The organism is Faecalibacterium sp. I4-3-84, assembly GCF_023347255.1.
Lineage (GTDB): Bacteria > Bacillota > Clostridia > Oscillospirales > Ruminococcaceae > Faecalibacterium > Faecalibacterium taiwanense.
In genome coordinates, this window is record NZ_CP094466.1 from 958,838 (window position 1) to 985,332 (window position 26,495).

Below are 26,495 nucleotides of genomic sequence, written 5' to 3' on the forward strand. Positions count from 1 at the left end.
TTACTGATTTGCCGCAGCTGCGTCAGGTGCGGTCTCGAACTGGGTAGCCAGCGCCATGATGTTCTCCTGCGTGGCGTCCTTGCCGTCGATAAAGCCGGTGATACGGCCATCGCACATGACCATGACACGGTTGGACATACCGATGATCTCGCTCATTTCAGAGGAAATCATGATAATGCTCTTGCCCTGCTTGGCCAGATCGGCGATGATGCAGTAAATTTCATACTTTGCACCGACGTCGATGCCACGGGTAGGCTCGTCCAGAATGAGAACATCGGGGTTGTTGGCCAGCCAGCGGGCGATCAGCACCTTCTGCTGGTTGCCGCCGGAAAGACTCTTGATCTGGGTCTTGGGGCTGGGCACCTTGATGGCCATCTTTTCCTTGTTGGTAGCCACCAGATCCAGGATCTTCTTGTCGTCCAGCATGATGGGGCCCTTGCGCAGGGCATCCAGCGATGCAATGGAGATGTTATCCGCAACACTCAGCACACCCATGATGCCGGTGGCACGGCGGTCCTCGGTCAGCAGAGCCACGCTCTTCTGGATGGCGTCGCGGGGCTGCTTGATGTTCACCTCTTCGCCCTTGATCCACACCTTACCGGAGGTATGGGCACGCAGGCCGAAGATGCCTTCCATCAGCTCGGTGCGCTGTGCGCCCACCAGACCGGCCACGCCCAGAATCTCGCCTTTTTTGATCTCGAAGCTGCAGTGGCGGAAGGAACGCCGATGGATGGATGTAAAGTCCTCCACCTTCATCATCACCTCGTCCGAGGGATGGTTCTCCAGCGGGGGATACAGGTTCGACAGCTCACGGCCGACCATCTTTGCAATGATCTCTTCCTTGGTCATGTTGGCAACGTCCCACTTACCGATGTACTGGCCATCGCGCATGATGGTGACTTCGTCCGCGATCACCTTGATCTCGTCCATCTTGTGGCTGATATAGACCAGTGCCACGCCCAGAGCCTTCAGCTCGCGCATGATGCGGAACAGCGACTCAACTTCGTTTGCGGTCAGTGAGGAAGTGGGTTCGTCCAGGATCAGCACCTTGCAGTTTGCGGAAACAGCCTTTGCAATTTCCACCATCTGCATCTGTGCGATGCTCAGAGAGCCAAGCTTTGCACGGGGATTGATCTCCAGCTTCAGCTTTTTCAGCAGCTCCTCCGTATCCTTGTACATTTTGGCGTGATCCACCACCGTAACAGGACCGTACTTTTTGGTGGGGTAGCGGCCCAGCCAGATGTTCTCGGCCACAGTACGTGCCGGAATCGGCTGCAGTTCCTGATGCACCATGGCAATGCCGCGGTTCAGTGCATCCAGAGGGGTGGTGATGGTAACTTTTTCGCCCTCGTATTCAATTTCGCCCTCGTCCATCTTGTAAATGCCGAACATGCATTTCATCAGTGTGGACTTACCGGCGCCGTTTTCACCCATCAGCGCCATGACCTTACCGGGGCGAAGCTCCAACTGGGCGTGATCCAGCGCTTTGACGCCGGGGAAGGTCTTGACCACGCCTTTCATTACCAGACGGTATTCTGACATTCCGCAGAGCCTCCTTGTCGTTTATCATCGGGCCGCAGAAAAACCTTTTTTCAAAACAAGGCGCGTGCGCGGAGAATATTTCTCGCACGCACGCGCTTTATAGCTTTGCTCAAGCCGTCAAGGTCCACTGCGCACCTTGCATTGTTTCAGGAAAACTTTGGTCTTACTTCGCGTACTCGGAAGCGTTGTCCTTGGTCACCTTCACATAGTCGACCCAGTAGTACTGCTCGACCTTGGAGCCTTCGACGTACAGCTTGGTAGCCTCAGCAGCTGCAGTAGCCTGACCCACGTCGTCGTTCAGCACGGTACCGGTCATGTTGCCATCCAGAACGTCCTGAACAGCCTCAGCCAGTGCATCGACACCAACCAGATAGATGTCCTTGCCGACGGTGCGGTTAGCCTGCTGGATGGACTGCAGAGCGCCCAGTGCCATTGCGTCGTTGTTGCAGAAGACAACTTCGATCTTGTCGCCGTACTGAGACAGAGCGTTTGCAACGTCCTGCTGAGCGGTGGTCTGATCCCAGTTGTCCAGGTACTCGTACAGGCACTCAACTTCCTTGCCTGCATCGGTCAGGGCCTTGATGGAGTACTCGGTGCGGTACTGAGCATCGATGTTCTCGGGGTCGCCCTTGCACATAATGTAGGTGATCTTGCCGTCGCCGTTGATATCGCCCTGAGTCTCGGTCTCCAGGATCAGCTCGCCCTGATAAGTACCGGACTGACGTGCGTCAGCACCAACGTAGCAGCACTTGTCTGCGTAGGAGTCCAGAACGCTCTTGTCGGGCTCACGGTTGATGAAGACGATAGGAGTCTCAGAGGGCTTGACGGTATCAACGATGGTCTGTGCGGAAGTGGTCTGGACAGGGTTGATGACCAGCACGTCCACGCCCTGCTGCAGGAAGGTGTTGATCTGCTCGGTCTGGGTGTTCTGGTCGTTCTTGCCGTCCATGATGGTGACGGCGTAGCCCATATCCTTCAGGTACTCTTCCAGATCGGAGCGGTACAGGGTCATGAAGTTATCAGCAAACTGATAGATGCAAACGCCGATGTTGGCAGAGCCGTTGGTAGCAGCGGCAGAAGCAGCGGTGGAAGAAGCAACGCTGGAAGCAGCGGTGCTGGTGGAGGAAGAGCCGCCGCAGGCGGTCATGGCAGCAGTTGCGCCAACAACAGCAGATGCCTTCAGGAAGTCACGACGCGAAATCATTTTCATAATAATGTTCTCCTTCAATTCGTATCTCAGCATTTTCACAGGAGCAATCTTGCATGCACCTGTAATTCCTGTTCGTATTATACCCTTGCAGCACCCCACTGTTCAAGAGAACAAGTTCACAAGATTGAAGGAGTTCTTTTGTGCTATTTCAACAAATGCTTTTTGGGCCCGCCAATTTCTTTTCTCGAAACATCACAATTTTTCATACATTTGCAACCTCCCTACAAAAGCAAAAAAATTATGTCATTTTTCTCTCAAAAAGATTACAAAATGTTGCATCGTCCGGTTTTTGCAGCTTTTTCATTTCTTGTATATCTTGAAAAATATTTTCAGGAATAGTTCGTCCCTGTTCTTCCGCATTTTTTCGCTTCATTTCTGCAATTTTCTGAAAATCGCCTGTCATTCCCGGTTCTTGCCGCCCGCCTTTTGCAAAGAAAATGCCCGGAAGCTTTCCTGAGCCTCCGGGCATCCCGATCCGAGTATCTTTTACAGATGCAGCAGCATCTTTGCAATGTTGAAGTAGATCAGCAGCGTGGTGGTATCCACAATAGTGGTGATCAGGGGTGAAGCCATCACGGCCGGATCCACATGCAGCTTTTCTGCCGCCACGGGCAGAATGCCGCCGATGATCTGCGAGAGCAGGATGGTGCAGATCAAAGTCAGGCACACCACCAGCGCCACCGGAGCCGCGATGCGGTCAAACACCAGCAGCTTTACAAAGTTGCATACGGCCAGCGTGCCGCCGCACAGCAGGGCTACGCGGCTCTCGCGCCAGAGGATGCGGGGCAGATCGTGGGGCTGGATATCGCCCACCGCCATGCCGCGGATGATGGTGGAGGTGCTCTGGCTACCCGCGTTGCCGCCTGCATCGGTCAGCATGGGGATGTAGGCGGTCAGCACGGTCACAGCGGCCAGTGCATCCTCGTATCCGCGGATGACCATGCTGGAGAAGGTGGCGCTGATCATTAAAAACAGCAGCCACGGTGCGCGGCTCTTGTACAGATCCCACATGCTCTGCTTGAAGTAGGGCTTGTCGGAGGGGCCGATTGCGTTCATCTTTGCAATATCTTCGCTGGCCTCGTCCTGCAGGATGCTGATAGCATCATCAATGGTCACGATGCCCACCAGCCGGTTTTCCGCGTCCACGACTGGAATGGCCAGAAAGCCGTATTTCTCGAACAGGTTGGAAACATCCTCCTGATCGGTGGTGGTGCTCACGCTGACCACATTGAAATCCATCAGGTCCTTGATCGGCTCTTCTGTGTTCTTTGCCAGCACCAGCGCCCGCAGGGACACCACGCCGATCAGCCTGCGGCTGTCATCGGTCACATAGCAGTTGTTGATGGTCTCCTTGTCAAAGCCATTCCTGCGGATGGCCTCCATGGCCTGTGCCACGGTCATGTCCGGCCGCAGCTCCATCAGCTCGGTGGTCATCACGCCGCCGGCTGAGTCCTCCGGGTACTTGAGCAGCTCATTGATCATGCGGCGGGTGGCGGGGTCGGCCTGACCCAGAATGCGCTTGACCACGTTGGCAGGCATTTCCTCCACAAGGTCGGTGGCATCGTCCACGAACAGTTCGTCCACCACAGCCTTCAGCTCGGTATCGGTCAGGCCGTCGATCAGCTTCTGCTGGGTCTCAGGGGTCAGTTCGGTGAACACATCTGCGGCCAGATCCTTCGGGCACAGACGGAACAGCACCGGGAGCTTTTCTGCGGGCAGATCCTCAAACACCGCCGCAAGGTCGGGCGCGGGCAGAGTTTCCATCACATCCCGCAGGCTCTGGTATTTCTTGGCATCGTCCAGATTTGCCAGCATGGTCTTGAGGGTATCGATCGAGATTTCAGACATAAAAAAGCTGCCTCCTTTTCAGTGGCAGCTCTCGTTTCTTCTTTTCAGGGAACGCAAACACGCACCGTGTGCATTTACACACAGCAGGGTCTGCGCAAAGCAGAAACGGCGGCTGCCATCATATAAAATAATCGGGGAGAAAGACTGCTGCTACTGCCAGCAGGTTCCATGACAACCACCTCGTTCTCCTGTTGTAAAAAGACACTTTTTGCCTTTTCCGCCCATTACTTTACCACTGCTTTTTTGCCGCGTCAACCCTGCTTTTTAAATTTTTCCGTTTCTTTACAAAAAGTAAAAATGCCCGATGACATTTTTCGTATCATCAGGCACTTTTTAAAATTCATTTACAATGTTTCCACCGTATCAAACAATTCTTTTGCGGCTTCCACAGCATCCTTGCTGCCAAACACCACCCGCACGCCGTTTGCCATGGCGGCACCCAGCTCTGCGGCCTGCTCCTTCAGCAGTGCGGCATCCACCGCACACAGGGCCTTGCGGTCTGCCGCCATCATTTCATCCGTGATGCCGCAGAAATACCGGCGGTCCGTCTCGCGGGCCTCAGCACGCGGCTTGCGGGGGGTGTCCAGCTTGGCCACAGTACCCACAATAAAATCGTTCAGGTCTTTTTCGGTGTACTCCCGTGCTGCCAGCTCTGCCGGGCCTTTTGCAAAGGCGTCGTAGCTTTCCTTTACATGGGGGTCGCGGTAGGTGTACAGGTATTCCACGCCGTCCGAGGAGAGCATTCCGGTGCCGTAAGCGCCGCCCACCTCGCGGATGTTGTGCCACAGGTATTCGTAGCTCATCACGCGGGCCAGCGCCTTGCGGTCGCTGCGGCGCTCCATGGGCCATGCCTGTACATCGTAGTTCACACCGCCGTCAATGATAAACGCTTCGTTCACCGGCGGTGTCAGCGGCTCCACATAGGGCTTTGCCGCAGCGCGGCCCTCGGCAGCAAAGCGGCTGTCCGGCAGCAGAGTGCGCAGCTTTGCAAGGGCATCCTCGCTGCCGTACAGGCTGACCGTCAGCTCCGCGTGCTGCAGCACCTCTGTGCGCAGAGCATCCAGCTTTTCGCCCAGTGCTGCCCAATTGCCGCGCTCCTGCACGCCGCACAGGAACTTGTAATAGCTCACACCGCTGCAGCGTTCACTCACCGCACCGTCCACCGTGTAGTGGGCACTGGCGCGGGTGGCTGCGTATACGTTGCCCTGCTGGATGAACTGCTGTTCCATGTTCAACTTCTGCTGGCTCAGCACCCGTGCAAAAGCAGCTTCTGCCGCCGGGCCGGTAAGGATGGTATCATACAGCCATTCGCCGCCCAGCTCCACAGCCTTTTCCAGACTGCGTTCCAGCAGGCTCAGGCACAGGCTCAGCTTGGCGTGGCAGGGTGCACCCTCCTGCCGCCCAGTCCAGATGTCCAGCTGGGTGCGGCTGTCGCCCAGCCATGTGCTGCGCAGAGTGTTCAGCTGCTGAGCGGTGTGTTCGGTGCTGTCCAGCTCGTCCAGCACATCGGTCAGCAGGTCCAGATACGGCATGTCCTCGGGCTTCACATTGCCAAGGTCATAGTAGAAGTTCAGGTACAGGCTGCCTGCCGAAGGGTGATGCACCAGCTGCGCACCGGCCAGAAGTTCCCGCTCGCCTGGGGCTGTCCTTGCTCCGTCGCCAAGGTCGGCAACGGTCAGCGGGTGCTCCAGCACAAGCTTGCCGTCGGTGCGGATGGGTTCGCCCTCCTCCTTTTCAGGCAGGGTGGGCACCTGCACCACCTGCACCGGAGCCGGTGCAAACAGCTCACGCAGCAGCTCATTGAACCAGCCATCGGCCATCTTTTCCCGCAGGGAAGCAAACAGCCTGTCCGTGTGCAGCAGCAGGGCAGGGTCGCCGGTGTGCAGCCAACCGGTGGAAGCGTTGATGGCATCCAGCACGCCGTCTGGCAGGGTGCCCGGGCGCTCCAGCGATGCAAACTCTGCTGCGTTCAGCGAAGCCAACAGCAGTTCCTGCGGGATGCCCTCGGCCAGAATGCCGTCCACCGCCTTGCGCACAGCGGCAGCGAACTTGCGGGCGCTCTCCTCGGTGGCACCGCGCAGCACCAGTTCCAGCACCGGCTGCAGGGTGCTGTCGTCAAAGCCAATGTCAATATCTGCGCCCAGCTTTTCGGCCAGCAGCGCCGCCTTCAGCGGGGAGTTATTGGTGCCAAGCAGGGCATCCAGCAGGATCTCCACGCCCAGCTGCCGCTCCCGGTCTGCAAAGGCACCGGTGTACCATGCCAGAGCACACTGCACCTCGTCCGGCTCCGGGTTTTCGGTATAGTAGGGCAGTTCCACGCAGGCACCCGCCTGCTCGTGCTGCACGGTCAGCTGCGGACGGCTGGTGCCCTTAGGCATTTTTGAAAGATAATCCCTGTCCAGCAGTTCCAGCTTTTCAGCCATATCCATTTTGCCATAGAGGGTAATGCAGCAGTTGTCGGCGCTGTAGTGGCGGTGATATACCCGCTTATACTTTTCATAGGTCAGCGCCGGGATGCTGGCCGGGTCGCCGCCGGAAACAAAGCCGTAGGCCGTATCCGGGAACATGGCCCGTTCCAGTGCATTTTCCAACTGAGCATCCGGTGCAGCCAGAGCGCCCTGCATCTCGTTGTACACCACTCCGCTCACGGTGCCGTCGGCACTGCGGTGCCAGCCCTCCTGCTCAAACACGCTCTTGTCCACCATGGCCAGCGGGCAGAACACCGCGTTCAGGTAGACATCCATCAGGTTTTTGAAGTCGGTCTCATTGGGCGTAGCGAACGGGTAGACCGTCTTATCCGGGAAGGTCATCGCATTCAGGAAAGATGCCATACTGCTTTTGAGCAGCTGCAAGAACGGCGAGGTCACCGGGTATTTTTCGCTGCCTGCCAGCACCGAGTGCTCCAGAATGTGGAACACGCCGGTGTCATCGGACGGGAAGGTGCCAAAGCCGATGCCAAACGCCTTGTTACTATCTTCATTTTCCACCAGCAGCACCGTGGCACCGCTCACATCGTGGGTAAGCACGGTCAGGGTTCCGTGCTGTTCAGGGCAGTCCTCGGTACGCACGAGGGTATAACCGGGAAATCGTTCCATTTCGTTTTCTCCTTTGTGGTTTTGAAATCGTTTGACACTATTGTATCATTCGCCGCTCAAAAAGACAATTACCGGTTTGTTAATAATAACCAGAAGAACGGTTTTTGATGATTTGCTTCCCGTTCAGAGCGTTTTCGCGTAGATTGAGTTTAATGCCTTTTGTAAAAAGCATTACCGCTAGGTATGTTCTCTTTTGCGTGCCAAAAGAGAACCAGAAAGGACGGCGGTGCCCGCAGGGCATGAAAGCCCCAGTGGGGCTTTTAAGCCGCAGACCGGTTTGCGCAGCAAATGCTGTGTGTTCAGCACAGCAAGGTCACAGCGATTTCAACGCGCTGGATCCATGAAAAAGGGGCTGCTCGCCCCTTTTAGACCCCAAAGCAGTTAGGCTCCATACAAAAAATCCAAGTCGCTGCGCTAAAGGATTTTTTGTGTTCCGCCGATTTCGAGTCGCTTACGCGACGAGCTGTACGGGTAAGCTTGTGCGCTATCTGCTGACGCGAATGTTCCCGCAGGGAGCCAGTGCAGGCAAAATGTCGTTTGCCGTTACGCTCTTCCCGTGAAAAAGGAAACAAGCCGGCCCCGCAGGGCTGGCTTGTTTGCAAAATTATAAAATAATATTTCCTCTGATATTGCCAAAGCGAAAGCGTCGGCAATTTTAAATCGTATTTTTTACACCTGTTTTGCGCCCTCAGTCCGGCAGGACACCCGGAACAGCACAAAGCCCACTGCAAACAGCAGCGCCAGCATCCCAATGCCCACATTGGCGCTGCCGGTCAGCTGGCTGCCCACGCTCACGATCATGGTACCAAGGAAGGACGCGCCCTTGCCGCAGATGTCGAACAGGCCAAAGTATTCGCCGGATTTTTCAGCCGGGATGATCTTGGCAAAGTGGCTGCGGCTCAGTGCCTGCACGCCGCCCTGGAACATGCCCACCAGCACGGCCAGTACCCAGAACTGCCACTGGCTGGTCAGGAAGAAGGCGAACACCACAATGCCGGTGTAGGCCGCGATGCAGACCGGGATAAGCTGGCTGGACGGGTATTTTGCACTCAGCCGACCAAAGATCAGCGCCGAAGGGAAGGCCACGATCTGCGTTACCAGCAGGGCCAGCAAAAGGCCGGTGGTCTCCAGCCCCAGTGCCGTGCCGTAGGCGGTGGCCATATCGATGATGGTATACACGCCGTCGATGTAGCAGAAGAAGGCCAGCAGGAACCAGAACACCTGCTTATCCTCGCGCAGATGCTTGAGGGTGTGGCCGATGCGCACAAAGCTCTGCCGGATGGCGTGCTGCTCTACCTCCACATAGTTGATCTGCTTATAGTTCCGCAGCAGCGGCAAGGTGGTGCCCAGCCACCACACAGCGGTGATGAGCAGCGCCACGGAAAGGGCGGTCATCTGGCTCAGACCGATAGCCCCGCTGCCCAGCACCAGTGCCAGACACACCACAAAGGGCACGCAGCTGCCAATGTAGCCCCATGCATAGCCCTGCGAAGACACAACATCCATGCGTTCCGGGGTGGTCACATCGCCCAGCATGGAATCGTAGAACACCAGACTGCCCGAAAAGCCGATCTTTGCAAGGATGAAGATGATCAGGAACGGAAGCCATGTAGTGGCAAGGCCCATGGCACAGCAGCCTGCCACGCCCACGAACAGGCAGAGCATGAAGATGGGCTTTTTAAAGCCTCTGGTATCGGCCAGCGTGCCCAAAATCGGTCCCAGCACTGCCGTGATCACCGTGACCACCGAGCTTGCATAGCCCCAGTAGGCCAGATAGTTCACCGAACTCAATCCCCCGGCTTCGGCCAGCGCATTAAAGAAAATGGGCACCAGTGTGGCGATCATCAGCACAAAGGCCGAGTTGCCCACATCGTACAGGATCCACGCGCGTTCCAGCGGTGTCATCTTGAATTTTTCATGTTTCATCTTGTTTCCTCTCGCACCGCCGGGCGGTGCCCCCTCTTTTTGGATTTCACCATTTAAAATGGCCGCCGCATTCGCTTTGGCTATCTTCAGCGGAAATTTTATTTTGATATACCGATCTGGAAAATCCGCGGATTTTCCAGATCGGCTTTTTCACGGGAAAGGTCGTAAATACTGCCTGCATCTCACCCTATCGGCCCACTTAAAATTCCCCAAAGGTATGATCGTAGGCCTTATCCAGTGGTTCCTTGGTGTCCAGCTTTGCCACAAATTCCAGGATCAGCGTTTCTGCCAGCGGAAGCGCCTGCGCATACAGTTCTTCCAGCCGCTTGCCGCTCTCCACGCACTTCGGGTTCGGCTGCGGATCTGCCACAAGGCCGTGCAGCATGTCGTATTTGCCCACCACCTTCATGCCTGTCAGCACCATCCAGCGCTTGACAGGATTGGATGCCTGCAGCAGCCTGTGCACTGAGATCATGCCCTTGAGCGAGTCCAGCGCCACCTGCTCCGAGATGCCCTCGTAAAAGGGCGCGATCGCCTTTGCATTCTGTTCCGACGGGTGGATATGGCTGGCTGTGAAAAACTTCAGCGGGTCCAGCCCGTCGCGGCGCATGAGCATGTTGTCAAACTCGGTCTCGATCTCGCAGTGGGTCACGCCGCTTTCCCGGGTGAACTGCTCCACATACGGGTGGCAGGTGCTGTCCAGCGCAAAGTGGCATACAAAGCCCAGCGCATATGCCAGCGCAGCATCCCGGTCTGCCTCGCAGTGCACCACCCTGCGCGCCCGGTCAAAAAAGACCCGCCCCGGCTCCTCGTGCATGGCGTTGCCCAATGCACCCACCGGGTTGGACTTGGCAGCATGGTAATAAAACAGCAGGTCCGGCCCATGCAGGCCGATATCGTAAAGCTCACGGTTCTGTTCCAGCTGAGCACGCAGTTCATCCGGCAGATGTTCCAGCACATTGGCACCGAAGCGGCGGTGCGCATAAGTTGACGGCATGGCAGATTCCTCTCTTTCTCTCCGACAGGGTGCACAAAACGTCCCCCGGTTTTTGCGTTCTGTTTCAGTATAGCAGAAAGTTTCCCGACCTTCTACCCTTTTACGTCTGATTTTGGTAAAAAATTTGAATTATTTTGTGTTTTCGGCCAGTGGGCAGGCCGCGCAGCAAAAAAGGCACAGCCATCTGCAGACAGCTGTGCCTTCTCCCTTAAAATTCAGACTTTTTCGTAGCCCTGCGGCATCTCGTTCTTCCGGTTGCGGTCCATCAGGGTGCGCAGCGCGTCGCTGGCGCTCATGCCCTCCTTCACGATGGCGTTCACCGTCTGCACAATGGGCATTTCCACATTGTACTTTGCTGCCAGCTCCATAGCGGCAGGCAGTGCATTGATGCCCTCCACCACCATGCCGACCTCCTTCACGGCCTGCTCCGGGCTTTTGCCCTTGCCGATCAGAATGCCCGCACGATTGTTGCGGCTGTGCATACTGGTCGCCGTCACGATCAGGTCGCCGATACCGGCCAGACCCGCAAAGGTGTGGATGTTGCAGCCCATGGCCACGCCCAGCCGGGCGATCTCGGCAATGCCGCGGGTGATGAGGGCTGCGCGGGCGTTGTCGCCGTAGCCAAGGCCGGTGGAGATGCCAACACCCAGTGCAATCACATTCTTCAGCGCGCCGCTCAGCTCCACGCCCTTGATGTCGGCGTTGGTGTACACACGCATACAGGTGTTGCTGAACACATCCTGCACATACTCGGCAGCGGCTTCATCCGGGCAGGCCGAAACGATGGTGGTGGGCATGTCCAGCGCCACCTCTTCCGCATGGGTCGGGCCGGAAAGGGCCACCAGCTTTGCGTTTTGGGGGCCACCCTCTTTGTTCAGCTCGTCGGCGATGACCTCGGTCATGGTATATAAGGTGTCCGGCTCCATGCCCTTGGCAACGTCCACAAGGATCTGGCCGTCCGGGATGTAAGGCCGGGCCTTGGCCGTGGTGGAGCGCACAAATACCGACGGCACTGCAAACAGCAGCACATCCTTGCCAGTGCACACTTCCTCAATGCTCTTGGTAAACTGCAGCTCTTCCGGGATCTTCATGCCCGGCAGATTGGGGTGCACCCGCGTAGCGGAAAGGTTCTCCACCTCAGCCGGAAGCGCCGACCACACCTGCACATCATTGCCGCTGACACACAGCATCCGTGCCAGAGCCATGCCCCAGGTACCTGCACCCAGAACGCCAATTTTTTTCTTCGTCACGTTCGTGTCCTCCGTGTCTGCACCGCGCAAAGGGCACTGCACCCTCTGCGGTGAATTTGCGCCTGTGCCGGGCCAAGCCCGGTGCGCGTTGTTATGTTCATTGTACACGAAAGCCGGTGCGCCGTCAACCGCTTGCCGCATTGCACAAAGTTTTCCAGATGAGTCGTCCGTTTTTGTACACATCACGCGTTTTGAGCAAACCATTTGCACTCCATCCGGATTCATGCTATAGTATTCTGGTAGGTTTTGTAGGAATTTTAGAAAAAGCCCTTGACTTCAAGCGCACTCCAAGCCTTATAATACCTTTGTTCTTACGATTTACAAAGTATTTGAACACCGTTCTGAGGGAACATTTTTCATGTTAGAAGCATTTTTTTCCAACCGCACGGTCAGTGTGCTGGCGGAGGCCCTGCCCCGTATCCTTACGGCAGGCCTTACCATGACCATCCCGCTCACGCTGGTCTCCTTCTTTTTTGCCATGATCATTGCCGTGGCCGTTGCGCTGGTGCAGTACGCCAATGTGCCGTTGCTGCGGCAGATCGCGCGGTTCTACATCTGGGTCATCCGCGGCACGCCGCTGCTGGTGCAGCTGTTCATCATCTTTTATGGTCTGCCCAGCGTGGGCATCATGCTGGACGCTTTCCCTGCTGCGGTCATCGCCTTTGCCTTCAACGAGGGTGCCTACTGTGCCGAGACCATGCGCGGCGCACTGGAAAGCGTGCCGCAGGGCCAGCTGGAAGCCGGTTATTGCGTGGGCATGAGCTGGTGGCAGATCATGCGCCGCATCGTGCTGCCGCAGGCCCTGCGCACCGCAGTGCCTGCCCTCTCCAACTCGCTCATCGGCATGATCAAGGACACCTCGCTGGCCTCCAACATCACGGTGGCCGAGCTGTTCATGGCCGGTCAGCGCGTGGCCGCCCGCACCTACATCTTCCTGCCCATCTACTGTGAGGTGGCCGTGGTGTATCTGCTGTTCTGCACGGTCATCACCAAGCTGCAGTCACTGCTGGAGCGTCGGCTCAACGCCCACGGCTTCCAGTAAGAAAGGAGTGTGGCAGCCATGTCCATGTTAGAGATCAAAAACGTCCACAAATCCTTTTTCACCTACACAAAGCCCCGCCTGCAGGCAGGCATCTTCCACCGGCCCGGTGCACGCAAAGTGACCAGTGAGCTGCAGGTGCTGCGCGGCGTGGACCTGACCGTGGAAAAGGGCGATGTAGTGGCCATCCTCGGCCCCTCCGGCTCCGGCAAGACCACCCTGCTGCGCTGTCTGAACTTTCTGGAGACTGCCGACGCAGGCCAGCTCACCTTTGACGGCGAGACGTTCGACCTTGCCCAGGCCAGTCGTGCCGACATTGCCCGGCTGCGCAAAAAGACGGCCTTTGTGTTCCAGAACTACAATCTGTTCCGCAACAAGACTGCCCTGCAGAACGTGACCGAGGGCCTCATCATTGCCCGCAAAATGCCCAAAGAGCAGGCGGATGCCGTTGGCATGAGGATGCTGGAAAAGGTGGGCCTTGCCGACCGAGCCGACTACTATCCGCGCCAGCTTTCCGGCGGCCAGCAGCAGCGCGTGGCCATTGCCCGTGCGCTGGCATCTGACCCGGAGATCATCTATTTTGACGAGCCGACTTCGGCCCTTGACCCGGAGCTGACTGGCGAAGTGCTGGCCGTGATGCGGCAGCTGGCCGAAGAGGGCATGACCATGCTGGTGGTCACCCACGAGATGGGCTTTGCCCGCAATGTTTCCTCCAAGACCGTTTTCATGGAGAACGGCGTGGTAGTGGAGCAGGCTCCCTCGCATGAGTTTTTCGCCAACCCCAAAGAGGAGCGCACCCGCGAATTTTTGCGCAAGATCGCTCACACCGAGTGAGGTTACCATTTAGAATGGCCTCCGCTTCGCTCTGGCCATAATCAGCGGGATTTTGTTTTTATTTCGTGTTTGTCGCGGCCTGCGGGCCGCTCCAAACACATTTTCACCAAAAGGGTCGTAATGGACAGCTGCATCTGTCCCAGCAGGACGGCGGGAAGTTTCTCTGAGGACCGTCCGCTGGGGTGGGACCCTGTTGCCGAAGGCAATAGGGCGGGCGATGGAATGGCCTGCAACAGCAGTGACCGCCGCCTGCGGCGGAAACAGGGAACCGCTGTTGGGGCAGCGGCCAGCAAGATGCGAGCGGCAGCGAAGCAGATGCTGGGTGCCGCAACCCGTATCTCGCGTCCGAGGAGAAAGCTTCCCGATGACCTGCCAACTTATAGTATCTACTGAAAGGACTTATCATTATGAAACGCAGAACCTTTATTTCTCTTATGAGCGTTATGGCCGCTGCCGGCGTGCTGACTCTGTCCGGCTGCTCCAATTCTTCCGGCAGCACCGCTGCTTCCGGTACTGCTGCATCTGTGGCTCCTGCTGCCGGCGACCAGCTGTCCAACATCCAGTCCAGCGGCAAGCTGATCGTTGCACTGGAAGGCGCATGGCAGCCCTGGAGCTACCACGACGAATCCGATACTCTGGTGGGCTACGATGTGGAAGTCTCCCGTGCCCTTGCAGAAAAGCTGGGCGTGGAGCCGGAATACGTGGAAAGCGACTGGGACAGCCTGTTTGCCGGTCTGGACGCAGGCCGCTACGACATCGTGTGCAACGGCGTGGAAGTGACCGATGAGCGCGCCAAGACCTATGATTTCACCGAGCCCTACGGCTACATCCACACTGCCCTTGCCGTCCGCAAGGATAACGACGAGATCACCAGCTTTGAAGACCTGAAGGGCAAGACCACCGCCAACAGCCTTGCTTCCACCTACATGGAACTGGCCGAGAGCTACGGTGCCACCGTACAGGGCATCGACACACTGGAAGAGACCATCCAGCTGCTCACCGCCGGCCGCATCGACGCCACCCTGAACGCTGATGTCTCCTTCTACGATTACCTGAACGTCCACCCGGACGCAGATTTCAAGCTGGTGGCCCAGACCGAGGATGCATCCCACGTTGCCATTCCTCTGCGCAAGGGCGATGCCAGCGCCACCCTGCTGGATGCCATCAACACCGCCATCGACGAGCTGCGTGCCGACGGCACCCTGAAGGAGCTGAGCGAAAAGTATTTCGGTCAGGATATTTCTGCGGAGAACTAAAGCTTTTCTCAAATCGTAAAAGACCCTCAGTCCTTTGAAAGCTAAGGATCGAGGGTCTTTTTATTATTATACTAACTGCTTTTTATGTGTTTTTACTTTTGTCCGGTATAACAGTTCTGCAAGAAGCATCGATAATCCCAGCACCAGAAACGTTCTGCACACTCCCCATACATCACCATCTATATGGATCTGAAAAATCAAGGTGGTATAAATCATCAGATGGTAGCAGTAAACTTCAGCAGACAGCTCCCTGCCAATATGAACCAATACCTTTTTCAGTCGTTCCGACATCCATGCAAAACTTGTAAAATGTCCCCTGTTCAGAATTGAAAGCACTGCCAGCACCGTGCTGAAATAAATTTCTTTCTTTCCAAAAGCATGAGCCTCCAGAACGCTCATCACAAGCCAAAAAGCTGTCGGCAGTTTAAACATCGCGGGCAGCCTATTCTTTTGGGCATATATTCCAATCAGAATAAACGGCATTCCTTCAAAAAGCCAGTTCCGATACCATGCCAACTTTTGTGGAACAACTGCCTGCAAGATAAGCATCACCGCCAAAAGCACTATGCCAATTTTATTGCCATATTTTTCCAAGTTAAAATCTTTGCACAGTTTTTTCCAGCAGTAAAGCACTACGTAGCAGTTCAGCATGGCAAACAGCCACCATAAATGCCATGCGTAGCTGTCTACCAGACTATTACTGTTATACACCAGCAGCTTTAAAATTTCAGAAATGCTGAATTTTTCTGAAAGCCATTCAGGAATAAATGTTCCCACAGACAGTTCCACTATCACTGCAAACAGGGTGTACGCTGCACCAACTCGGAGCAGCATATGTGCCGTCTTTTTTATTTTGCCTTTCAGCTGTTCCACCTGCTGTTCGGAGTCATCGGTTCGGAACAGATACCAGCCGGACACCGAAAAGAAAAACGGTACACCGATCCGCGCTGCCGCCGTTAAAATCCATCTGGCAGCACCAGGAAATGGGCAGTGAATAAATACCACAAGGGTGCATGCTAAAGCTTTCCAGATATAAAAATAATCACTTTCCTGTTTTGTTTTGTCCATAGTCTTCTTTCATTATGCATGAAAATAATCGTAGATGATCTGTGCTGTCTGTTTGCCCACGCCGGGGGTGTTTTCCAGCTGGTCAGGCGTGGCTTCCTTCACCGCACCCACGCTTTTGAACTGGGCCATCAGCGCCTTGGCCGTTTTGGGGCCGATGCCGGGGATCTCGGTCAGGGTGGAGGAATAACTCTTCTGCTTCATCTGCTGCTTGCGGTAGGCATTGGCAAAGCGGTGGGTCTCGTCCTGAATGGCCGTGATAAAGGTAAAGGTGCCCCGGTTCATATTGATGGCAATTTCCCGGCCGTCGCTGTCCACAATGGCGCGGGTGCGGTGGTGGTCGTCCTTCACCATGCCGTAGAGCGGCACATCCGCAAGGGCAGTCCCGGCCAGTGCTTCTTTTGCCGCGCTCACCTGCCCCCTGCCGCCGTCCATCAAAAGCAGATCCGGCTTCTGCCCGAACCAGTTGCTGCAGGGTTCTCCCTTTTTTGCAAACTCTGCGTACTTTTCGTACTCTGCCGCCCGCCGGGAGACAGTCTCTGCCAGTGATGCATAGTCGTCAGTGCCCGCAACGGTCTTCATTTTGAATCTGCGGTAGCCCGCCTTATAGGGTTTGCCGTCCCTGAAGGTGACCATGCCGCAGACGCTGGAGCCATCGCCCCAGTTGGAGATATCGTAACTCTCAATAGCCCGGGGCGGCTTTGCAAGGCCCAGCACCTGCGCCAGCTCGTCCAGCAGTTTTTCCTCCCGGGCATAGCGGCCGCTCTCCCGGGCAAGACGCTCCACCGCGTTGGTGTGGGCCATCTCCACCAGATGGGCCTTATCGCCCCGCTGGGGCACATACAGCTGCACCTCACTGCCGCGCTTTTCGTTCAGCGCCTGCTGCAAAGCGTCGCTGTCCGGCGGCAGCTCGTCCACCGCAATGATCTTGGGGATCTGTTCGTCATCCAGATAATACCGGGGCAGAAATTCCTCCCGCACGGCGGCAATGTCCGAGGTATCGTGGAACAAAAACTCCCGCTTATCGGTCAGCCGTCCGTCCCGGAAGCGCAGCACCGCCGCACACACGCTGTCCGGCGTGCCTGCCAGCGCCACCACGTCCATCTCCACATCCGGGTCCACAATGACCTTCTGCCCAGCGCTCACCTTGGTGATGGCCGCGATCTGGTCCCGCAGCAGGGCCGCCGTCTCAAATTCCAGCCGGTCCGAGGCCTCCTGCATCCGCTCATTAAGGATCTTCAGGATGTCCTTTTTGCCATAGCGGATCAGGTGCACGGCGCTCTTGACGGCCTGATTGTAGTTTTCGCAGCTGATTCTGCCGCTGCACACTGCCATGCACTTGCCGATGTGTGCATTCAGGCAGGGCCGTCCTTTGCCGATCTCCTGCGGGAAGCGCTTATTGCAGCGCGGCAGCAGAAAGGCATCCATGGCCGTTTCCGCCATCTGCCGGGCCGCAAAGCTGGAGGTATAGGGGCCGATATACTCGGCATCGTCCTCCTCCTTTTGCAGCACGAAGGAGAGCCTGGGCCATGGCTCCTTTGTCACCTTGATATAGCTGTAGCCTTTATCATCCTTGAGCAGGATGTTATACTTCGGCGTGTGGGCCTTGATCTGGCTGGCTTCCAGCACCAGCGCTTCAAACTCGCTCTGGCAGACGATCACATCAAAGGCATAGGCATGGGCGATCATCTGGCTGACCTTGTTGTCGTGGGGCACGCCCTCGCGGAAGTACTGGCTCACCCGGATGCGCAGCCGCTTTGCCTTGCCGATATAAATGATGGTGTCCGTCTTATCCCGGATGATATACACGCCGGGCAGCAGCGGCAGCATACAGGCTTTCTGATACAGTTCAGCTTTGGTCATGGATTCTCCTTGAAAAACAAAAAGCGGCAGGTTCCCCCGCCGCTCCATTTATAGACACAAATTACTCAGCAAAGCCGGACTCCACCAGCTTGATCAGGCCGTCCACTGCAGCCTGCTCATCAGCGCCGTCAGCGATGATGCGGATGGTGGTGCCGCCCACGATGCCCAGAGACAGAACGCCCAGCAGGCTCTTTGCGTTCACGCGGCGTTCTTCCTTTTCGACCCAGATGGAAGACTTGAACTCGTTAGCCTTCTGGATGAAGAAGGTAGCCGGACGAGCGTGCAGACCAACCTGATTTTCAACGGTAACTTCTTTCACGTACATAGTAAAGCGCTCCTATCTAATATCGTTTTGGGTATAGAATCTGTATAGTGTGCCTGTTGCGTTACGATTATTTTAGCGCAAGTCGAAACGGTTGTACAGCCCCCCGGCGCATTTTTGGCGGTTTCTCCAATGAAAAGCGGCCCATTTTTCATTATTTATACAAAGATAATAAAATTATTCCCCGAAGGTTAGAGGGTAAATACAAAAGTTTTCAACATTTTTTCGACCATCGGGCAATATCTCGGCCGTTTTTGTGCGTTTCCAGCACCATACCATCCGGTCCGAGCATCCATTTTCGTGCCTTTTTCGCTGTCCGATGCACCTGCAGCTGCCGCCCGGAGTTACTTCTGTGCGCTGCCCTTGTACCGCATCCAGACCAGCGCGCACTTTTTCACCACAGCCGGATATTGCTCCGGTGTGAACTCCAGCTCGGTGCCTCTGGTCAGCTCCCAGCCCATGCGGGTATAAAGTGCAATGGCGCGGGTGTTGGTGTTCAGCACGCTCAGCACCGGGTGCGGGTGCTCCGGCAGCTTCCTGCGGGCAAAGTCCAGCATCTTCATGCCAATGCCCCTGCCGCGGGCTTTTTCAGTGACGAACAGATGTTCGATGTGCCCCACCTTGTGGTTGATGCTCACGATGCCGTCCGGCACATCCTTGGTGGTGTGCAGGTAGCACACCCAGCCTGCGGCCTTTTCCTGCCGCAGCTGCAAAAGATATTCTTCCCCGTTGAGGCTGGCACAGTATTCCGGGGTCCAGTTCTCGGCACAGGTCGCACGCCGTCCCTCCACAAAGATGCGGGCGGCAGCAGCAAACTGCTCGTCGGTCTTGACAAGGCGCATGTTCTCGCCGCGCTTCCACTTGGGCAGCTCGGTCACAGGGTGGGTCTCACACCACTTCTCGTACAGCTCCGGGCGGCGCAGGCGGGTGCGCTCCCGGCTCTGTTCCCCGCGCCATGCATCGATCTTCTGGTGGTCGCCGCCCAGCAGCACCTGCGGCACGGCGCGGCCTTCCCACACCTCGGGGCGGGTGTACTGGGGATACTCCAGCAGGCCGTCCCAGTAGCTTTCTTCCTCGTAGCCCTTCTGCTCAGCCAGCACGCCGGGCTTCAGGCGCAGCACACTGTCCGCCACCACAAGGCTGGCCAGCTCGCCGCCGGTGAGGATGTAATCACCGATGGAGATCTCTTCATCCGCAAAAGCATCGATCACACGCTCGTCGATGCCCTCATAGTGGCCGCATACCAGTGTCAGGTTATCGTACTGGGCCAGCCGCTTTGCGTGTTCCTCGGTGTAGCGCTGGCCGCCTGCCGTCAGGAACACGATATGCGGGGCCGGACGGCCCTGTGAAGCCACTTCCTGCTGCACAGCACGCAGGCAGTCTGCGATGGGCTGAGCGTACAGCACCATGCCGCAGCCGCCGCCGTAGGGGTAATCGTCGGTCTGCTTCTGTTTGTTCAGGGTGTAGTCCCGGATCTGGTGGCAGTGGGTCTCAATAAAGCCCTTCTTTGCCGCGCGCCCGATGATGCTGGCATCCAGCACCTGCTGGCACATTTCCGGGAACAGGGTCACGATGTCCACACGCATTCCCATGGCTCACTCTTCCTCCCGTTCGCTGTCAAAGTCATCGTCCAGCAGGCCCGGAATGGGGGTGACGAGGAGATAGCCCTCCGGCGGGTTGCGCTCTTTCAGAAAAGCATCCACGCCCGGGAACATGTATTCCTTGCCGTTCGGTGCTTTGACGGTGTAGATATCCTGTGCACCGGGGTGATCCACGCTGGTCACAACGCCGTACACCCTGCCGGTGTCGGCATCCCGCACTTCGCACCCGATCAGGTCGGCCACATACCAGCGGCCTGCGGGCAGGGTGGCATCATTACGGTCAAAGTAGAACACCTGCCCCCGCAGCGCACGGGCAGCATCCATATCGTCCACGCCTTCCAGCTGCAGCAGAGCCATCTGGCCCTGTGCGCGGATGGACACGATCTTATAGGCCCTGCCGCCCTGTGCCGAGGGGTACAGCCTGCCCACCTTTTTGAGAAAATTCACGCCGTCGCACCAAAGCTCCAGCTTCATTTCGCCGCGCACGCCGTGGGTGGTAACAACTTTTCCCGCTTCCAGATATTGCTGCATAATCTTGCTCCTATAATCAAAAAGGCCCCTTGCCGCAAGGGCAAAGGGCCTGTAGGGTGCTCAGTCGATCTCAACAAGGACCTTTTCATCGACCCGCACAGCAGCCGCGCGCATCACCACACGAATGGCTTTTGCGATCCGGCCCTGCTTGCCGATGACACGGCCCATATCTCCCTCTGCCACGCTCAGGTGGTAGACGATGGTGCCGTCCTCGCGAGGCTCGTCCACCGTGACCTTAACGGCTTCCTTATCCTCCACGAGACCGCGGGCAACTGCCAGCAACAGCTCCTGCATGAGTCAGCCCTCCCTACTTACAGAACGTTGGACTTCTTCAGCAGGACGCGAACGGTATCAGTGGGCTGTGCGCCGTTGGCGATCCACTGCTTTGCCTTCTCAGCGTCGATCTTGATCTCGGAAGGCTCCTTGTTGGGATCGTAGGTGCCGATCTCTTCGATGAAACGGCCGTCACGGGGGAAGCGGCTGTCAGCAACAACAACACGATAGAAGGGAGCCTTCTTGGCGCCAACGCGGCGCAGACGAATCTTAACTGCCATGGTAAATATCCTCCAAAAATTGTTTTGTGCGGCCCTTGCGGGCGCATGTTGATTATATTGTACAAACCCGCAAGGGGGTTGTATCACAAAGTTATTTCAGCCCGCGGAAGGCATTGGGGTTGCCCATCATGCCGCCCAGACGGCGGGCAAAACCCTTGGGGCTTTTCTTGAACTGCTTCATCATCTTCTGCATCATCTCAAACTGCTTGAGCAGCTTGTTCACGTCGGCCACGGTGGTACCGCTGCCGGCCGCAATGCGGCGCTTGCGCTTTGGGTTGATGATGGAGGGCTTCTCGCGTTCTTCCTTGGTCATGGAATAGATCATGGCCTCGATGCGGTCGAACGCCTTTTCATCGACCTGACTGGGATCGATGCCGCTGCCGCCAGGCAGCATGCTCAGCATCGCGCCTGCACCACCCATCTTGCGGATCTGTGCGAACTGGTCCAGCATGTCGTTCATGTCGAACTTGTTCTCCATCATCCGCTTGGCGGTCTCTTCGGCTGCCTTTTCGTCGGCCGTCTCCTGCGCACGCTCGATCAGGCTCAGCACATCGCCCATGCCAAGGATGCGGCTTGCCATGCGGTCCGGGTGGAACACATCCAGATCGTCCAGCTTTTCGCCGGTGCCCTGGAACTTGATGGGCTTGCCGGTAACGGCCAGCACCGAAAGTGCCGCACCGCCGCGGGTATCGCCATCGGTCTTGGTGAGGATGATGCCGTCGATGCCTACCTTCTCGTTGAAGGTCTTGGCAACGTTCACGGCATCCTGACCGGCCATGGCATCCACCACCAGCAGGGTCTCGTCCACAGGAACGGCTTCCTTGATGTCCACCAGCTCCTGCATGAGCACATCGTCGATCTGCAGACGGCCGGCGGTATCCAGGATCACGACGTCATTGCCGTAATCCTTGGCGTGTGCCAGCGCCTTCTTTGCAATTTCCGGCGGCTTTGCGCCCGGCAGGGTGAACACCGGTGCGCCCGCCTGTTTGCCCACCACCTGCAGCTGATCGATGGCCGCAGGGCGGTAAATATCGCAGGCCACCAGCATGGGGCGGCGGCCCTGTTTGATAAAGTACTTTGCCAGCTTTGCGGCGTGGGTGGTTTTACCGTTGCCCTGCAGGCCGCAGAGCATGATGATCGTCTGGCCCTTGTTCTTGATGTTCAGGCGGGCCGCTTCGCTGCCGCCCATCAGGGCAACCAGCTCTTCGTTGACGATCTTGACCACCTGCTGTGCCGGGGTCAGGCTTTCCATGACCTCCTGACCCATGGCGCGCTCGGACACCTTTGCACAGAAGTCCTTGGCAACCTTGTAGTTGACATCGGCTTCCAGCAGGGCCATGCGCACTTCACGCATCGCGGCCTTGATATCTGCCTCGGTCAGCTTGCCGTGACCGCGCAGCTTTTTGAACACACCGGCAAGGCGGTCGGTAAGGGATTCAAATGCCATTGTACGGTGCTCCTTTCACAGGTTTCAGCTCTCGTTTGCTTCGTCGATGGAGCGGATGAGCTTTAACATTTTGGTCAGCTGGTGTTCGTACTCGGTGGTGGTCAAGCCCTGCGGGCCGGTGCACTCGAACCGTGCATCGATCACCATTTGCTCCAGCTCTTCCAGCTTCTGCTGCACGCGGCGGTAACGCGCCGCAAAGCCAACCTTTTCCTCCAGCTCCTTCAGCGCGTTCTCGCCATGCTTGATGGCATCCCGCGCACCCTGACGGGTGATGCCGAAGTTCTCGCCGATCTCGCTCAGCGAAAGGTCATCATTATAATACTGGCGCAGCATTTCGCGCTGTTTCTCGGTGAGCACCTCGCCGTAAAAGTCCAGCAGATAGCCCATTTCCAGATCTTTTGCCATCCTCTGATCCCCCGGTTTTGTGCCTGTACTTTCGAGAAGTGATGTAAAGTTCATTTGCTTTACGGATGAAGTATAGCAGATGCACCGCATCCTGTCAAGAGCCTTTCGGAGATTTTTCCAGAAAATCCGCCAAAAATTCGCTGTTTTTGCTAAAAGGCATCTTGACGCGCGCAGTCCTTTTGCGTTAGGATAATATTGTTGTATCCCATGAAAGGAGGGTCTTCGTGCCGATCTACCCCAATTTTTACCAGACGCTCAGCGCCTGCCCCATCGTGGAGCTGCGCGGCTATGCTGCCGCCTGCGGGCTGAAGGGACGGCTGTATGCCTATCTGGACTTTGCAGGCCCCACCGGCACGGCCCGGGACGGCCTTGCCGAAGGGATGCTGGCCCTTGCCATTGAAAAAAAGAAGCTGATCTCCGGTCAGCCCATCATTGAAGCGGCCTCCGGCCCGTTTGCCGCTGCGCTCACGCTGGCGGGCCTGACCGCCGGTCACCCGGTGGTTCTGGTGATGCCGGAGGATGCCCCCGCCCTGCGGCAGGAGACCCTGCTGCGGCTGGGTGCGCAGATCCGCCACAGCCCGGCCCGCAGCGGTGTGAACGGTGCCCGCCGTCTGGCGGCACAGACCGCCGCCGCCAACGGCTGGTACTACATGGACTGGCTTGCCAACGATGATAACCCGGAGTACCACCGCCGCGTTACCGGCCCTGCCATTGTGCAGAGCATCGCGCGAGAGGGCAAAAGCGCCGTGGACGCTATCGTGATCGGCGTGGGCAGCGGCGGCACCGTGACCGGCGTGGGCGAGACCATCAAGGCATGGACGAACGATGTGCGCATCGCCGCCGTGGAGCCTTACGAATCGCAGGCGCTGGGCGGCGGCCTGACCGGCCCCCACGGCATCAGCGATCTGGGCTACGGCTTTGTGCCGGAAAACTTCAACGCCTATGTGGTGGACAACGTGGTGGCGGTGAACACCACCGATGCGCAGCGGGCCGCGCAAAAGGTGCTGCGCACCGATGCCATCCCGGCTTCGGTGGCATCCGGTGCCGTTTTGCAGGCGGCCGCACAGCTCATCCATGTAGGTGCCAGCCGCTCTGCCCTTGCCATCCTGCCCGGACGGCAGATCGTAAATACATTATAAGGAGAAATCATAGAGTTTCCATGACAAACGACATGACAAAGGGAGCCATTACACCGCTCCTGATCCGTTTTACCATTCCGCTGGTACTTGGCAACCTGTTCCAGCTCACCTACAACGCCGCCGACAGCATCATCGTGGGCAAGTTCGTGGGCGAGGAAGCTCTTGCCGCCGTCGGCACTTCCAACCCGCTCATGACCCTTGCCATCCTGTTTATCAACGGCATGTGTCTGGGTGCCGGCATTCTGGTCAGCACTGCCTTTGGCGCAGGCGACACCCAGCTGATGGAGCGTCAGGTGTCCACCACCGCCATTGCAGGCACCGTGTTCTCGTTGGCGTTCTCGGCGCTGTGCGTCATTCTGGCCACGCCCCTGCTGCAGCTGATGCAGGTGCCCGCCGATATCCTGCCCATTGCGGTCAGCTACCTGCGCATCGTGTTTGCAGGCCTGATCTTCACCTTCTTCTATAACTTCCTTGCCGCCACCATGCGTGCACTGGGCGACAGCAAGAGTGCCCTGTATTTCCTGATGATCAGCTCTGTGCTGAACATCGGTGGCGACCTGTTCTTTGTGCAGGTGCTGAACTGGGGCAGCAACGGCTGCTCCCTTTCCACCGTGGTCAGCGAAGCACTGTGCTGCGTGCTGTGCGTACTGTACATCCGCTGGAAGGTGCCCATCCTGCAGCTGGGCCGCCGTTGGCTGGTATTCGACGGCAGTCTGCTGCGCAAAACCGTCAGCTACGGCTGGGCCAGCGCCATGCAGCAAGCCACCGTGCAGCTTGGCAAGATCGCAGTGCAGGCCATCGTGAACACCATGGGTGTCAACGCTATGGCAGCCTTTACCGCTGCTTCCCGCATTGACGACTTTGCCTACACCCCGCAGCAGAACATCGGCCACGCCATGACCACCCTCATGGCGCAGAACCGGGGTGCCGGCAAGCACGACCGTGTGAAGCAGGGCTTCCACTGCGGTATGCGCATCGAAGCCGCTTACGGCGTGCTGATCGCCGTTGTATGCTTTGCCGGTGCGCCCTTTATCATGAAGCTGTTCGTCACCGACCCGGAGGTCGTCCATCTGGGCGTGCGCTTCCTGCGCACGGTTTCCCTGTTCTACCTGATGCCCGCAGCCACCAATGGCATTCAGGGCTTCTTCCGCGGCATTGGCGATCTGAAGGTCACGCTGGTGTCCAGCACCTTCAACATGGTGTTCCGTGTGGCGGCAGCTGCGGTGTTCGTGCTGGTGTGGAAAATGGAGATCGAAGCTCTGCCTTACAGCTATGCGGTGGGCTGGGTCGTCATGCTGCTCTACGAGCTGCCCATGCTGGTGCGGTATCTGCGCAGCCATGGAGACGAGTTATGATCGTTTTATTGGATTTGTGATACGAAAAAGGCTCTGCATCGCAAGGATGCAGAGCCTTTTTCGTATTAAACTTACTTGCGGCTTGCCAGCAGATTCTCGATCTTCTTCAGCGGATCGATGATGCTGGAAACAGACATGTCGTGGTTCAGAGCCACCACAAAGTATGCAGCGTACTTGGAAACATCCACATCCACATACCAGTCACGGGTGAGCAGCTCAGGCATACGGTAGGTCAGGTTGGTGCCCACAACATAGGTCAGCTTGCCCTCGGCCACAGCCTTGTCGAACTTCTCCAGACCGCTGGTGAACAGGGGGAAGGTAGCGTTTGCAATGATGCGGCTTGCACCGCGCTCCTTCAGGTTGCCGGCGACCTCCAGCATGCTCTCGCCGGAAGCAATGATATCGTCCGCGATGAAGACGGTCTTGCCCTCCACGCTCTCGCCCAGATACTCGTGGGCAACGATGGGGTTGCGTCCGTTCACCACGCGGGTGTAATCGCGGCGCTTATAGAACATGCCCAGATTGCAGCCCAGCACACTGGAGAAGTACATGTTGCGGTTCATCGCGCCCTCGTCCGGGCTGACCACGGTAAACTTGCTCTTATCAAAGGAGATGTCCGGGTCCTTCTTCAGCAGGCTCTTGAGCACCTGATAGGTGGGCATTGCGTTATCAAAGCTCATCAGGGGCACAGCGTTCTGCACGCGGGGGTCATGAGCATCAAAGGTGATGATGTTGCGCACACCCATGGTCTGCAGCTCCTGCAGGGCCACAGCACAGTCCAGACTTTCGCGCACCACACGGCGGTGCTGACGGCCGCCGTACAGGCTGGGCATAATGACCGACACACGGTGTGCCTTGCCGGCCACTGCCTGGATCAGGCGCTTCAGGTTGGCGAAGTGATCGTCCGGAGACATGTGGTTCTCGTAGTTGAACAGCTTGTAGGTCACACTGTAGTTGCCGGGATCGACCACGATGAAGATATCGTCGCCGCGCACCGACTCCTTCACCAGACCCTTGGCATCGCCACTCTGGAAGCGGGGGCAGTCGCAGGGGATGATAAAGGTCTCCTTATCGATGCCGGCTTCTCTGGCCCAGCGGGTCAGGTGCTTATCGATCAGGCCGGTAAGTTCCTCCGCACCGGGGCAGGCGATGAGGCGCATATCCGCCACGCTGGGCTGCTCAAAGAACGACTTCGGGGAAATTTCAATGGACATAA

Annotated in this window: 23 protein-coding genes; 5 read left to right on the forward strand and 18 right to left on the reverse strand. The window is 57.3% G+C overall.

Features of this window, described 5'->3' with window-relative positions; all coding sequences use genetic code 11:
• The 8 genes from MTP41_RS04785 to MTP41_RS04820 all read right to left on the reverse strand — a co-directional run bounded on the left by MTP41_RS04785 (position 1) and on the right by MTP41_RS04820 (position 12,009).
• Positions 1 to 1,542, reverse strand: a complete 1,542-nt coding sequence (locus MTP41_RS04785; RefSeq protein WP_249236306.1) for a sugar ABC transporter ATP-binding protein — start codon at positions 1,540 to 1,542, stop codon at positions 1 to 3.
• A gap of 163 nt (positions 1,543 to 1,705) precedes the next feature.
• Entirely contained in the window at positions 1,706 to 2,752 is a 1,047-nt protein-coding gene (locus MTP41_RS04790; protein ID WP_249236307.1) for a substrate-binding domain-containing protein, read from the reverse strand.
• A gap of 238 nt (positions 2,753 to 2,990) precedes the next feature.
• Complete coding sequence (locus tag MTP41_RS04795; protein WP_249236308.1) at positions 2,991 to 3,221, reverse strand: hypothetical protein; 231 nt, start codon at positions 3,219 to 3,221, stop codon at positions 2,991 to 2,993.
• A gap of 17 nt (positions 3,222 to 3,238) precedes the next feature.
• A complete protein-coding gene (gene mgtE, locus MTP41_RS04800) occupies positions 3,239 to 4,600 on the reverse strand; it encodes a magnesium transporter (RefSeq protein WP_249236309.1) in 1,362 nt (453 codons plus the stop codon).
• Between the two features lie 344 nt (positions 4,601 to 4,944).
• The gene (locus MTP41_RS04805) at positions 4,945 to 7,695 is read right to left on the reverse strand and encodes an insulinase family protein (RefSeq protein ID WP_249236310.1); all 2,751 of its coding nucleotides are present in this window, start codon (positions 7,693 to 7,695) and stop codon (positions 4,945 to 4,947) included.
• A 669-nt stretch (positions 7,696 to 8,364) separates the two neighbouring features.
• Positions 8,365 to 9,621, reverse strand: coding sequence for an MFS transporter (locus MTP41_RS04810; RefSeq protein ID WP_097776386.1), 1,257 nt, complete (start codon positions 9,619 to 9,621; stop codon positions 8,365 to 8,367).
• 199 nt (positions 9,622 to 9,820) lie between these two features.
• Positions 9,821 to 10,618, reverse strand: a complete 798-nt coding sequence (locus MTP41_RS04815) for a zinc dependent phospholipase C family protein (protein ID WP_097776385.1) — start codon at positions 10,616 to 10,618, stop codon at positions 9,821 to 9,823.
• 215 nt (positions 10,619 to 10,833) lie between these two features.
• On the reverse strand, positions 10,834 to 12,009 hold the full coding sequence (locus tag MTP41_RS04820; protein ID WP_097776384.1) for an NAD(P)H-dependent glycerol-3-phosphate dehydrogenase: 1,176 nt from the start codon (positions 12,007 to 12,009) through the stop codon (positions 10,834 to 10,836).
• A 217-nt stretch (positions 12,010 to 12,226) separates the two neighbouring features.
• Between MTP41_RS04820 and MTP41_RS04825 the strand changes: the two genes are divergently transcribed.
• The 3 genes from MTP41_RS04825 to MTP41_RS04835 all read left to right on the forward strand — a co-directional run bounded on the left by MTP41_RS04825 (position 12,227) and on the right by MTP41_RS04835 (position 14,997).
• A complete protein-coding gene (locus MTP41_RS04825) occupies positions 12,227 to 12,910 on the forward strand; it encodes an amino acid ABC transporter permease (RefSeq protein ID WP_249236311.1) in 684 nt (227 codons plus the stop codon).
• 18 nt (positions 12,911 to 12,928) lie between these two features.
• Positions 12,929 to 13,741: an amino acid ABC transporter ATP-binding protein gene (locus MTP41_RS04830; RefSeq protein ID WP_330220999.1), complete on the forward strand. Its 813-nt coding sequence runs from the start codon at positions 12,929 to 12,931 to the stop codon at positions 13,739 to 13,741.
• Positions 13,742 to 14,148: 407 nt separating this feature from the next.
• Entirely contained in the window at positions 14,149 to 14,997 is an 849-nt protein-coding gene (locus tag MTP41_RS04835; protein WP_118529024.1) for a transporter substrate-binding domain-containing protein, read from the forward strand.
• A gap of 66 nt (positions 14,998 to 15,063) precedes the next feature.
• Here the strand turns inward: MTP41_RS04835 and MTP41_RS04840 are convergent, their stop codons facing one another.
• The 9 genes from MTP41_RS04840 to MTP41_RS04880 form a co-directional block, all read right to left on the reverse strand.
• The gene (locus MTP41_RS04840) at positions 15,064 to 16,065 is read right to left on the reverse strand and encodes an acyltransferase family protein (protein WP_118529022.1); all 1,002 of its coding nucleotides are present in this window, start codon (positions 16,063 to 16,065) and stop codon (positions 15,064 to 15,066) included.
• A gap of 12 nt (positions 16,066 to 16,077) precedes the next feature.
• The gene (uvrC, locus tag MTP41_RS04845) at positions 16,078 to 17,925 is read right to left on the reverse strand and encodes an excinuclease ABC subunit UvrC (protein ID WP_118529020.1); all 1,848 of its coding nucleotides are present in this window, start codon (positions 17,923 to 17,925) and stop codon (positions 16,078 to 16,080) included.
• 61 nt (positions 17,926 to 17,986) lie between these two features.
• Positions 17,987 to 18,250 carry an HPr family phosphocarrier protein gene (locus MTP41_RS04850; RefSeq protein ID WP_005920365.1) on the reverse strand — a complete coding sequence of 88 codons (264 nt, stop codon included), beginning with the start codon at positions 18,248 to 18,250 and terminating at the stop codon, positions 17,987 to 17,989.
• A 341-nt stretch (positions 18,251 to 18,591) separates the two neighbouring features.
• A complete protein-coding gene (gene trmD, locus MTP41_RS04855) occupies positions 18,592 to 19,839 on the reverse strand; it encodes a tRNA (guanosine(37)-N1)-methyltransferase TrmD (RefSeq protein WP_249236312.1) in 1,248 nt (415 codons plus the stop codon).
• A gap of 3 nt (positions 19,840 to 19,842) precedes the next feature.
• Entirely contained in the window at positions 19,843 to 20,379 is a 537-nt protein-coding gene (gene rimM, locus MTP41_RS04860) for a ribosome maturation factor RimM (protein WP_005944690.1), read from the reverse strand.
• 60 nt (positions 20,380 to 20,439) lie between these two features.
• Complete coding sequence (locus tag MTP41_RS04865; protein WP_005934928.1) at positions 20,440 to 20,673, reverse strand: KH domain-containing protein; 234 nt, start codon at positions 20,671 to 20,673, stop codon at positions 20,440 to 20,442.
• Between the two features lie 17 nt (positions 20,674 to 20,690).
• A complete protein-coding gene (gene rpsP / locus MTP41_RS04870) occupies positions 20,691 to 20,933 on the reverse strand; it encodes a 30S ribosomal protein S16 (RefSeq protein WP_005944692.1) in 243 nt (80 codons plus the stop codon).
• A 91-nt stretch (positions 20,934 to 21,024) separates the two neighbouring features.
• Positions 21,025 to 22,380: a signal recognition particle protein gene (gene ffh / locus MTP41_RS04875; RefSeq protein WP_249236313.1), complete on the reverse strand. Its 1,356-nt coding sequence runs from the start codon at positions 22,378 to 22,380 to the stop codon at positions 21,025 to 21,027.
• A 24-nt stretch (positions 22,381 to 22,404) separates the two neighbouring features.
• Positions 22,405 to 22,785, reverse strand: a complete 381-nt coding sequence (locus MTP41_RS04880) for a sigma factor-like helix-turn-helix DNA-binding protein (RefSeq protein ID WP_097775061.1) — start codon at positions 22,783 to 22,785, stop codon at positions 22,405 to 22,407.
• A 224-nt stretch (positions 22,786 to 23,009) separates the two neighbouring features.
• Between MTP41_RS04880 and MTP41_RS04885 the strand changes: the two genes are divergently transcribed.
• Both MTP41_RS04885 and MTP41_RS04890 read left to right on the forward strand, forming a co-directional pair.
• Positions 23,010 to 23,924 (forward strand): pyridoxal-phosphate dependent enzyme, encoded by a 915-nt coding sequence (locus MTP41_RS04885; protein WP_097781517.1) that lies wholly within the window; start codon positions 23,010 to 23,012, stop codon positions 23,922 to 23,924.
• A 20-nt stretch (positions 23,925 to 23,944) separates the two neighbouring features.
• Positions 23,945 to 25,279, forward strand: coding sequence for an MATE family efflux transporter (locus tag MTP41_RS04890; RefSeq protein ID WP_249236314.1), 1,335 nt, complete (start codon positions 23,945 to 23,947; stop codon positions 25,277 to 25,279).
• 71 nt (positions 25,280 to 25,350) lie between these two features.
• Here MTP41_RS04890 and MTP41_RS04895 read toward each other — a convergent pair whose 3' ends face one another.
• The gene (locus tag MTP41_RS04895) at positions 25,351 to 26,493 is read right to left on the reverse strand and encodes a ribose-phosphate pyrophosphokinase (RefSeq protein ID WP_097776374.1); all 1,143 of its coding nucleotides are present in this window, start codon (positions 26,491 to 26,493) and stop codon (positions 25,351 to 25,353) included.
• Positions 26,494 to 26,495: the final 2 nt, after the last annotated feature.